This window comes from Candidatus Culexarchaeum yellowstonense, assembly GCF_024707025.1.
Lineage (GTDB): Archaea > Thermoproteota > Methanomethylicia > Culexarchaeales > Culexarchaeaceae > Culexarchaeum.
Genome location: NZ_JANGFQ010000047.1, coordinates 1 through 10,882, shown reverse-complemented (window position 1 = coordinate 10,882; position 10,882 = coordinate 1). Strand labels below are relative to the sequence as shown.

Here is a 10,882-nt window from a genome sequence, read left to right as displayed (position 1 = left end):
GAGCATTGTCTCAATCGGAAAAGCCGTAGCATGATAGGTTTTTTCATCCCCCTCCCTCTTAGGGTTTATCCTAAGACCCGCAGGCCCATCTGCTAAAACGGCGGCTGGAATTCCAAGCCTAAGTATCTGGCGGGTTTCACCAGCAACTCCCGGAACCTGTGAATGAGGATTCCCGAAGAAACCAGGTAACCCCACACCTACGACCAAACCCACCTTCTCTTCCAAAGTCATTTGAGAAATCATACCATCAACTTTAGACACACCCATACCTCCCCCTCAAAGTTTTATACAATCCAATAGTATTTCAATTTTTCATCAAATCTCCACCCAAACATAAACAGAACACCAGTTTCAACCCTTCAATTCTCTTTATGAAATTTTAACCAAGTACTTTGACTTTATACCAATAGATCTCAGTGGAGCAACTGAGTAACTTTTGAGGGAGAGATGAGTTACATGGATACCAGCATTATCGTTACGGTTCTCGACAGGCTTGATCCTAGACGGAGGTTAGCTCAGGAGGGCTTGGATTAAAATGTATTCAAAAATATTTATTTGTTTAATACTTTGCATGGATTCTTCTAATTTGGTAGCGTTTGGGTTTAGATTTGGATTTTACGAGCTTGATTGTTTAATCAGTTCCCCCAATATTTTCTCTAGCTGGTTTCGCATGGCTTTTTCCTGTGAGTATTTTACGTAAATTTTCCCGTCCCTTATTGATATTAATGTTACGTTACCTTCCAAACTTGCGTGCGCTATAAAGTTTCTCTTATCTATGCTTTTTACTTTCATGAATTCTTTGACGTCTTTTTGTAAGCCTTCCCTTTCTCTCATGATTATTTCTTTGAATTTGTCTTCCTCTACCTTCTTATCTTTGTAGTTTCTGTATACGGTTATTAGTTTGGTTTTTCTACCTTCAAATTCTACTTGTCTCTCGCTGACTTCTGTTATTGCCCTATATAGGACCCACTCATTTAATTTGAGTTGGAGTTCTCTGCATAGTTCTGTTCTTTCCTCTATTTGGAATAGTTCATTTTTGATTAATGTCTTCCCTGGTTCTCTGATGAATTTTTCAGTAATCTTTCCCAAACCCTCGATTTCATATCCGTTTTTAGCTTCAACTATCTCTCTGTCAGATAACTTCTCCACAATATCCTTAATGAACATCATTAGCGTGGTTTGGTATTGTGGTGCATGAAGGTATTGCACGTTTAAGGATTTCCTATCTGACGTTATCTTTACGATGTCATCGCAATCTTCGAGATACGAGTACCTCTTCAATTCGCTCATCAATTTCTCACGTTCGAATCTAATCAACTCCCTCATGGTTTCTATCAATGGTATTATTTGCCCCATTATGGAAAACTTCACGAATCTAATTGTTTGTTCATTCAGCCTCCTCCACTCCCTAATGCTTTCCAAACCCCTCACATCAGGTTTATATGGCTTAAAGTTTCCATCTATGTATAGCGATTCAAAGTCGTTGTACAGATGCTCTCTAGCTCTCACAGCATTAACCTCAAAATCTTCAACAATGTTCAATTGTAGATTCTTAACATTTGCATCTTTACTAAATGGCTCAGAATTGTACACCACCCACCTAGCACTCCTTCCATTTAAAGCCACATACGCATTAAAAGCATCATAAACCGATTGCCTAACATAAACTGGCATATAATTCACTCCATGAGATATATCCAATATCAATGTTTCAGGCTTCACTCTACATATAAACTCGTACGCAGATATCGAAGTTGCGACCCTGAAAGCATTAATGTTACCAATGAAATTTACGGCTTCATTACCACTCTTAGGCTTAAACCTTCCAATTCCAGGTAAAACCCTCAACTCAACCCTCTCTGAATCCATACAATAATCCCCACTCTTCAAATACTCATTCACATTCGACACAACATCATCGACAACTTCACGATATCTCTCAAACACTTTCCCAGAAAACCTTACAAGTGTAGAAGCTACAAACAACAATACCTTCGCATCACTATAAAATTCCATTAAAGCACCAAGAGTACTCCTATACTTTCTATTCAAGAGCTTAAAATCCCCACTCCTCATATCCTCAACATAATACCTAACTGGATCCCATTGAGCAGGATCGCCCCAAACAGAAACTATAACACTCATAACACCACACAAAACAAATGAGAAACAAAAAACATAAAAACATTAAACACATCAAAAAATGAGGATAACTTGGAAACCTTTCATTATGATTAATGTGTAAAGATGTTCAGCTTAGATGTTAATGTCCGTAAGTCTTTGTTCCCATAAACACGACAACTTGTTAGAAGATGGCCGGATAGAAATACTTAAATTTTTTTCATCCATAATCATAGTAGTAAGGTGAAAGTAGCATGCCACTCGAACCTTATAAATCGGCAAAAGTCGTTTTGATAAAGTCTTTAAGTGATCTTCATCCTGGAATTGGTAGAGGAACTGAAGTTGTTGATTTGGCAATTCAGAGAGATAGTGTAGGCTTTCCCGTCATATACAGTTCAAGCATAAAGGGATCAATGAAAACAGTTCTTTATTATAGGAAAAAGAGCCTTATTTATCTCTTAGGACCAGATCAAGCTGATGAAGAAAAGTATTCATCCCCAATGGCTGTAATGACTTCCTACATGATTTCTTTCCCTGTTAGGAGTTTGAAAGGGATATACACTAGTGTCACATGTCCATTTCTCCTCAAGAGATTTGCCAAATATCTAAGCATGGCTTCAGTTTTAAATAAGAAATACGGTGAGATTGCAAAGAAAGTTGAGGAAATAGCCAGTATTTCAGAAAAATTCCCAGCAACTGTTGGCTTCATGAATAAGCATGTGATAGATGGATTAGAGAGCGCTGTTTTATGTGAAGAAGTTAACATATCTAAGAATTTAATTGAGGAGACGGGTGAAATGAATTATCTCAGAGATTTAATAGGCCTAGATAAGTCTGAAAGTTTGATATCTTTACATGATGATGGCGCAAAAGCACTTGTGGATAGATCATTAATAAGGATTGCTAGGATAAAGCTAAATAGAAATAAAAAGGTTGTTGAAGAGGGGCCTTGGACTGAAGAAGTAATTCCAGTAGGTACTGTATTCGTTACGGTGCTTCTTGGATATGGAAAGGATTATCTAGCTAAATGTTTAAAGGAGGAGAGATCGAATGAATTGAAAAATTACTTGAAGGATGAGGAGCCATTAGATGTTTTGTTGAGAGAAGTGAAATATCTGATAATAGGGGGAGACGAAACTATCGGGAGAGGAATAGTGGAACTTATAGAGGTGTGAAAAATGCAGAAATCGATAAGCCCAGAAGAAAGGGCTGTAAACGACTTTAAACTTGTGTATAAACTTTTTCAAGGTATACTGAAATCATTAGATAAAGATAAGGAAGAATTTGGTAAATCCTTTAGAGCTAGGTCGAGAGAATGCCCCTCCCTTCTATATGAAGTTGGAGTGATACCTACAATAAGCTTCATATATGCTAAAACTAGAGATGCAGAAAAGCAAACATATACAGCTTTCGTTAATTTTGCCAAACAAACCCAAGTAACATTAGAAAATTTGAAGAAGCTTAACTCAACAGAGGGAGGTTATGCCGCTTATCTCTACCTAATTCTTTTAGAAATAAAGAGACTTGCACCTAAGATCAATATAGATCCAAACTCTCCCCTCTCTTGCATAGAAGCATTAACAAGTTCAGAACTTTTAATTATTTTTCCATCACTTCTCATGCCATATTTGCTGGAGATAAAGAGACTTGCTGAAGCTATTTTTCCATCTGGATGATGAAAGGTGAGCAAATGTCATCCTCCCCGAAATTCTTCCTTTTAAAAGTAGCAACATTATTCCATGATCCTCCTGATAAAGCATGGTGCTTGAAAAGATATGAAAAACATGAGAAATGGGCAGAGGAACTTGCCAAGAAAGCACTAACTGGTACCCCCCTTGAAAATGCAATTGATATGCTTTCAGAAGACTTAGTGATCGATGCTGATAGATTAGCGGCTTCAATTGACAGAAAGCTACTCGGCTTACTTGTAGGAGATAAGAAAGGAGCATTACTGGAAAAAGCAATAAAGCTGAAGAATCCAATAGATCCTAGAATAGAGATCGATCTGAGTAATGTAGATGTACCAAAGGAAAAATCATTGAAAGTTATGGAAAAACTAAATGAAATATTGAAGAAAATCGATGATCTGGGAGAAGCGTATCTTGCCCTTTATGGACTCTACGAGCTCGTATGGATAAACGAAGGATTGCCATCAGGACCCGCTGACACTAGAATACCAACTCATACAGTATTTGATCACCTTTATGCAACTGCATCCGCACTTAACTGGACCTATGGAGATGGAGGATTTCTCATTTACTTAGATGTAGCAGGGATACAAGATTTCATATCACAATCTAGGAAGCTAAGAGATCTATGGGCATCAAGCTACATGGCTTCAACGCTTCTCTGGAGTGTAGTGCTCGATTTCATTGAGAAGTATGGGCCGGATGTCATAATAATTCCAACATGTAGATTCAATTTCTTCTACTACTATCACCTTATGAATATAGTACCCGAGATAAGGGAGTATATAATGGAAGTTCTAAACCCCATATATACTGAATGGTCTTTCCCGAGATTTGCAATAGTTCCAGCTTCAATGACATTAATGCTTCCACCCATTGAAAAGGATATTGAAGCGTCGATAAAAGAGGAGTTTAAGAAGAAGTGGGAGATGTTTTGTGATGGCATATTAGATTGTTCATCAGAATTCGGGCTACAGCCTCTAGTGATGAGGCTTCGGGAAAATGAGGATTATGGATTCGCCGAGAATCCTCCCTTTACGATAAGGGTTTCTGCTGTAAAAATTTCTCTTAAAGATCCTTCTGCATCCTATAGCAGTGCATTTGATGAAGTGGCGAAGAAGAATAAAATGAAGAAACTTTTAAAGGAAGATCCGGCATGCATGCTCCCACTAACTAAGATGACAAAGGAGATGTTTGATGGAAAGAGAAGAGGGATGAGTAGGAGAGGGTTTGAATATTGCACAATGTGTGGAAAACTTCCAGCGATAATCGATGAAAAGGAAATAGAAGCCCTTAAAGCTTTTTTGGGAGAGGGAGAGAAGCTTTGCCCATATTGTCTTATAAAGAGGATATTCTCCTTTAGACCTGGACTGGCTTTAAGCAAGATTTTAGGGTATGGAGCTGACGTAAAAATAGAGAAATACCCCTCTTTAGCAGACTTCTCCACATTCGACTTCAGAGATAGCATCATTTCAAATGCATCAAAGTTAAATGAGTTGTGGAAATATGAGAGTATAAGGGAACTTTTAGAAGTTCTCTTAATCCCTTTTAAGGAAGAGTATAAGTCTCAATGGAAATATCAAGAAAGAAGGGGTAAGGAGCTGGACAAACTTCATATAAACGATAAGTTGAAGAATTATCTCAAAAACTTCCTTTTTACTGAGGCAGAAAATGCAATACTTGAAACTAAGGGCGGTGAAGTATCCCCTAGAAGTCTTTGGAATAGAGTTAGAAGGGAGCTTCAAGCTAAAAGAGTCTTAACTTCCTCAATAAACATATATTATGCATTAATAAGGGCGGATGGAGATAACATAAGGAAGATTATGGGAGGAGATTTAAGTGTTCTTGGAGTAAAAGTGGAGGATTACATCGTCAATTCATTCGAAGGAGAATCAAAAGAAATAATAAAGACTTTACTAGAAAACGGAAATTCAGCTAAGGAAATTGCACGTAAAAAAGATCTTGATGAAAGAAACATAAATGAAGTCAGCAAATTCATGGATGATATTAAACTGATGGGGAAGTTGCCCGTTAGTATATCTTACCATGTTTCAGTTTCAAGAGCCTTAATGGTGGCTGCTCTTAAGGATATAGAGATAGTTGAGAAGAATAATGGAGTTGTAATTTATGCGGGAGGAGATGATCTTCTTTCAGTAGCACCAGTTAGCTTCGCGGTTAAGATAATTGATGAAAGTAGATTAGCATATGGAGGTTTTGTCAGGGAGGCGCACAGCCATAAAAACATGAGATTCCATAAACTCAATAACTATTACATTCCGTCGATGGGGAATATGGGAAGAAGCTATTCCCTTTACATTGCACACTACAAGTATCCGCTTTATGATGTGGTAAGAGCTTCTGCTTCCAGTCTTAAGGAAATAGCGAAAGAGTCAGTTTGGATATGTGGGGAGAGGAAGAGGGAGAAAGATTCTCTCGTCCTAACGTACTCGGCAAGGGGTTCTGTAGAAAGTTCCGTTATTCCATTCTCCTTGGAGAAAGATGAATTTACACTCACAAATCTCATAATGTTCTTAGGGGATATGATGAACATGGTTTCATCGAAGAAGGTTTCAACAACATTGCTTTATGAAGTATCTGGTGGAAACATCATGAAAATGGCTGAAAGCGTATGGAAGTTGAAGGAAATGGAGATATTTGAGGAATTGATAAAATACGTGGTGAAAAGGCATTTACAAGAAGAAGGAGAATTCCTAGATAAAATAATGAAAATAATAAAAGAGAACGAAGATGTTAGGAGGTATGATGCGCGAGAAGAAATCGAAAAGCCCCTCTTTTTGGAAATTTTTAAATCTTGTAGGCTTCTTTATAGCGGTTTGAGGGGTGAGTAAATGTATAGAGCTTTATTTAGAGTTCTTGAACCATATTTATTTAGAGGGCCTGGAGAATTCGATCCAAGTACGAGAGGAGTTTATTCCTCTGCACATTCTCTTCTTGCACCAAGTCCATCAACAATAGCAGGGGCTATCGCAACAACATTTGGATATATAGACACAAGCTCCGCGGAGTGGGATTATGCATACTCGATGGCTCTTAAGGGGGCGAAATTTAGAGGACCTTATGTAAGGAGGGGGTCTATCTACTATGTGGAGAATAGGATTAATGGCGTATTCTTAAGGTTGGACGATATCCCAAGCTATTTGGATATGAGGAGGAAACAGCTCTGTGGAGAGATGGAAGGAGGGTTGAAGGAGAGGGAATTTATTAAAAGGGGATTTATACCCCAAAAGTTGACTTTTACTGGAATAGGATTAAAAACGAGAACTAAGGAGATGAAGAAGGTAGCCGATGAGGAGAGAGGACTCATTTATACAGCAAACTTCATAGACTATCTATCTGGAAAGGATGCTAACATAGAAACTACAATCGAATTTGACATAATATCTGAGAAAATGAAGAATGGAAAATATGTGGTGAGACTTGGGGGAGAGGGAAGGGCTTCGCTCCTCGAAATATTAAAAGTTGATAGTTATATATGTAGAATCCCTGAGAAAGCAAATCTTCTTTACGTTTTATCTCCCATCCTCTATGAAACTGGAGTAGAGTTTGTGAAGAAACTGAAAGAAGAATTATGGGAAGCTAGTGACATCAAAGTTTATGGAAAAATAGAGATTTTAGGTGCTGGATATAGTGAGATTAAGAAGAAAAGAAAGCCAATTTATCAAGCCCTAGTTCCAGGGAGTGTTATAAGTCTTGAAAAAAGCTTGGAAGGGAGGAAGATATACGAGGAGGGGATAGGCGTTGGGAAGGGGCTTGGTTTTGGTTCCGTTATCCCCGTTGAGAGGCGATGGAAAAATGAACGTCACCCTTAAGTTAAGAAGTGAAAATTGGCTTCTTCTTGGAGGATACGACACAAAATTCCACAAGGATGACCCCTTTAGGACCCAATCAATTAAAGGACTTTGGAGATACTGGTTAAGAGCTTACATAGCAGGAGCTCTATACGAGGCTGGAAAACTTAAATGCAAAAAAGAGTGCGTAGCGGAGATAAAGTACATTTGTGAAAAGACAGGGGATATACTAGGTAGCCTTAATTCAGCTTCAAAGTTTAGAATAATTGTAAATAAAGTTTCTTTTGACGAAAAGGAATGTAAGAATATAAATGGTGCTCAGAGAATAAGACTTCTCTCGCTTGGAAGGCGGGAGAAGGTAAGCCATGGGGAGAATCTTTATGTAGAGATAAGGATAGAAGAATCTCCTCATGTTAAGAAGGTAGATGAAAATGAGGAGAAGCTTGCATTAGGATCCCTTCTAACCGCTCTATCCTTAAATGGTGTAGGGAAGGGAGGAAGAAGAGGTTTGGGTACATTCTCAATTGAAGTTGATGGTTTTGAGGGGGGATTCTTAAAAGGCAAAAAGATTGATTACAACATGCTAAGAGAGTTAATAAATGAGACTTTAGATTCTGCAAGATCTTATCTTAATCTTGGAGTGGAAAAAGTATCTGAAATACCGCTACTTGACTGTGTATCTAGACTGAAGATTGACTTATCAGAAATCGATGAATCCATTAGCTTATTTAATAAGAAGGAGGCCCCAGTTTTTATAGTAATAAAAGTTGAGCCAAAAACCAAGAAGAGAATGGAAGACACGGTTATTGAACTTCAGGACTTCTTCTATAGGCCAGGAAGGTCGGGGAGGATGGGCTTCAAGATAACAAGTGCTGACAAAAGTCAGGATAGTATAACGAGGAAGAGATTGGCTTGGTTTCTGGGACTTCCCAGGGAACAAAGAGAGACGGGCTATACAAGTGATGTTAATAGAAGGGCAAGTCCTATTCATCTTGCAGTTCATGAGGAGAATGCTCTATTCACTTTCTTCCTCTCTGGCGACTGGCCTACTGAGATTAAATGGAGAGGATTGCATGAAGAAGGGCAACAAAGTAAAAAGCCATTAGACGTAGATGGCGGGAGAGTGAAGGAGGCATATCTCTGTTCAATTTCAAGTCTCGAAAATTATCTTAAGAAAATGAACTATAATTATGAGGTGGTTTATCCATGACGTATGTTGAAGAAATCCCCTTAAATCCATCTTCCATTAACGTGCTTTCTTGGCTTAGGAGAGAAAGTGTAAGATATTTGAAAGATAAAGCTAAGGTTAGGAAGGAATATCGTAAGAAAAGAGAGGCTCTGGAAGAGAGAAAGGTAAAGGTATTAGAGAAATTGTCAATAGCTTATTCCCCAGAGAAGCTTAATGAAATGTTTAAAAAAGCTTCAAACCTTCTAGATATGCAGAAATCAGCTCTTCAAGCATGCGGATATATTGTATTCGATTTTACGGGAAAAACGGGATCAAGATTAATAGTGGGTATGGCGAACGATATGTTTGGAAAACAAATATTTGAAGTGGGTTTAGCATGGGACCCTTTGCTGAATCTCCCTTACATACCTGCATCTTCCCTTAAAGGGAGCTTCAGATCCTACATAGAAATGGAAAAGAAGGATTTAGCTTCCCTACTTGGAACTATGGAGGATACATCCTCCATAGTATTTCTCAATTCATATCCTATAAGCTCGAGGTATAACCTTTTGGTTCCTGAGGTCACAACCCCCATATATAGGGAACAGGAAGTGAAGATAAAAGAAACGGAAGCCGAACCCACCCCTATTATATATCCCGTAGTAAACAGGGGTGTCATATTTAGGATAGTGGTTGGCATAAAGCCAGAAAAAAGAGATCTCATTAATCAGCTTAAATTATTCTTGGTAGAAGTCTTGAAAAGAGGAATTGGGGCAAAAACTCTTCTTGGGTATGGTATAATGGAACTTGAAGGTCATAGCTGATGACGTTTACAAAATAAAGACCTAAGACTTAACATAGCTTGGTTACAAGAAAATATCAAAAGGAATTTCTCATAACAAAATTTCAAAGATACTAGAGAATATGAGTATGTGCAGATCTCTGACCTTTTGATTACTAAATTTTTGATAAATTTTAGTTCACTCTATGGTTAACTACAAATTGTCGATATACTTTTCAACTATAGTTGAATTTTCCACGAATAAGCGCATCATCAACTGGTGCAAGCATTATCAATTTAATGCAAGTTTTATTTACACCATGATAACTTCTGGATTAATCATACCAAAAACCAGAGAAAAAATGAATATCGGAACCCAATAAAGGGAATTGGAAAGAAGAATTGAGAGAAATGTTGAACTTGCAGAATGGATATCTATATATTGGAAGCTCGGATGTAGATGAGCCATTGCAGTGCAGAGTTGGAAGCTACGAAGAGTATGAGATGTGCTAATCGTGGATGTTGGTTTAAACTTACAATATTCATACTAAGAATCTCTTAACGCGAATTGAAAGTATACATTGATGCTAAAGCAACAAAATATCATAATCTTGTATTTTGGCATGTCTAGATCGATATACGAACCTTAATGAACATCTACATAGAAAAACATAATATTTACTTGGATGAATTTGAAAGGAGGACTAGTGCTATGAATGATCGGAGGAGGGGCAAGAATATGAAGAAATGCGTAGGCTACTAAATTTCCATGATAAACATGAACCCCTCTAACGATCTCTTCTGCCCTCTTTCTTCTATCTTTCAATTCTCTTTATGAGATTCATGACTGTAACAGGTCTATCGGAGGAGCTGTACAACACTTTCAATTCTCTTTATGAGATTCTAAGAAGCCGAACAGGCTCGACATGCCCGGCGTGGACACCCCGACTTTCAATTCTCTTTATGAGATTCGTACGAGCGTAACCGTTACGGTTGACGCATACGGAAAGGCTTACTTTCAATTCTCTTTATGAGATTCTTCAAAAAGCAATCGAGGGCTACAGGGGGCCGAGGGAGTACGCTTTCAATTCTCTTTATGAGATTCGTATAGAGGCAAATAATAAGCAGATTGAGAAATGTAAAACTTTCAATTCTCTTTATGAGATTCTGAGGTGATGGAAAATGAGTGAACCCGCCCTACATCAGACTTTCAATTCTCTTTATGAGATTCCTCCAGCTCCCGTCCGAAAGCAACACTGAGCACTTGAACAGCTTTCAATTCTCTTTATGAGATTCAAAAATCCCCCGTTATAAC

General features: G+C 38.0%; 7 protein-coding genes, 1 pseudogene and 1 CRISPR repeat array. Of the genes and pseudogenes, 6 read left to right on the top strand and 2 right to left on the bottom strand.

Features of this window, described 5'->3' with window-relative positions:
• Together MRT15_RS06685 and MRT15_RS06680 are read right to left on the bottom strand one after the other, a co-directional pair.
• Positions 1 to 267 (bottom strand): annotated as a pseudogene (locus MRT15_RS06685) (beta-glucosidase); the annotation flags it as partial.
• A gap of 348 nt (positions 268 to 615) precedes the next feature.
• Positions 616 to 2,145: a TM1812 family CRISPR-associated protein gene (locus MRT15_RS06680; RefSeq protein WP_304329103.1), complete on the bottom strand. Its 1,530-nt coding sequence runs from the start codon at positions 2,143 to 2,145 to the stop codon at positions 616 to 618.
• 266 nt (positions 2,146 to 2,411) lie between these two features.
• Between MRT15_RS06680 and cmr4 the strand changes: the two genes are divergently transcribed.
• The 6 genes from cmr4 to cmr6 are packed head-to-tail and all read left to right on the top strand — an operon-like array spanning position 2,412 to position 9,610.
• Complete coding sequence (cmr4, locus tag MRT15_RS06675) at positions 2,412 to 3,296, top strand: type III-B CRISPR module RAMP protein Cmr4 (RefSeq protein ID WP_304329102.1); 885 nt, start codon at positions 2,412 to 2,414, stop codon at positions 3,294 to 3,296.
• Between the two features lie 3 nt (positions 3,297 to 3,299).
• Positions 3,300 to 3,797 carry a type III-B CRISPR module-associated protein Cmr5 gene (gene cmr5, locus MRT15_RS06670; RefSeq protein WP_304329100.1) on the top strand — a complete coding sequence of 166 codons (498 nt, stop codon included), beginning with the start codon at positions 3,300 to 3,302 and terminating at the stop codon, positions 3,795 to 3,797.
• Between the two features lie 14 nt (positions 3,798 to 3,811).
• Positions 3,812 to 6,658: a type III-B CRISPR-associated protein Cas10/Cmr2 gene (cas10, locus tag MRT15_RS06665; RefSeq protein ID WP_304329099.1), complete on the top strand. Its 2,847-nt coding sequence runs from the start codon at positions 3,812 to 3,814 to the stop codon at positions 6,656 to 6,658.
• Entirely contained in the window at positions 6,659 to 7,639 is a 981-nt protein-coding gene (locus MRT15_RS06660) for a type III-B CRISPR module-associated Cmr3 family protein (RefSeq protein ID WP_304329097.1), read from the top strand.
• Complete coding sequence (gene cmr1, locus MRT15_RS06655; protein WP_304329095.1) at positions 7,569 to 8,828, top strand: type III-B CRISPR module RAMP protein Cmr1; 1,260 nt, start codon at positions 7,569 to 7,571, stop codon at positions 8,826 to 8,828. The genes MRT15_RS06660 and cmr1 overlap by 71 nt, the downstream gene beginning before the upstream one ends.
• Entirely contained in the window at positions 8,825 to 9,610 is a 786-nt protein-coding gene (gene cmr6, locus MRT15_RS06650) for a type III-B CRISPR module RAMP protein Cmr6 (RefSeq protein WP_304329094.1), read from the top strand. The genes cmr1 and cmr6 overlap by 4 nt, the downstream gene beginning before the upstream one ends.
• Positions 9,611 to 10,386: 776 nt before the next feature.
• Positions 10,387 to 10,863: direct repeats of the CRISPR family, unit length 24 nt; unit sequence CTTTCAATTCTCTTTATGAGATTC.
• Between the last annotated feature and the right edge of the window lie 19 nt (positions 10,864 to 10,882).

What these genes read in the sequence shown, in the direction of transcription:
- MRT15_RS06680 (WP_304329103.1), bottom strand. Translation starts at nt 2,145, where the DNA reads ATGAGTGTTATAGTTTCTGTTTGGGGCGATCCTGCTCAATGGGATCCA.
- cmr5 (WP_304329100.1), top strand. Translation starts at nt 3,300, where the DNA reads ATGCAGAAATCGATAAGCCCAGAAGAAAGGGCTGTAAACGACTTTAAA.
- cas10 (WP_304329099.1), top strand. Translation starts at nt 3,812, where the DNA reads ATGTCATCCTCCCCGAAATTCTTCCTTTTAAAAGTAGCAACATTATTC.
- MRT15_RS06660 (WP_304329097.1), top strand. Translation starts at nt 6,659, where the DNA reads ATGTATAGAGCTTTATTTAGAGTTCTTGAACCATATTTATTTAGAGGG.
- cmr6 (WP_304329094.1), top strand. Translation starts at nt 8,825, where the DNA reads ATGACGTATGTTGAAGAAATCCCCTTAAATCCATCTTCCATTAACGTG.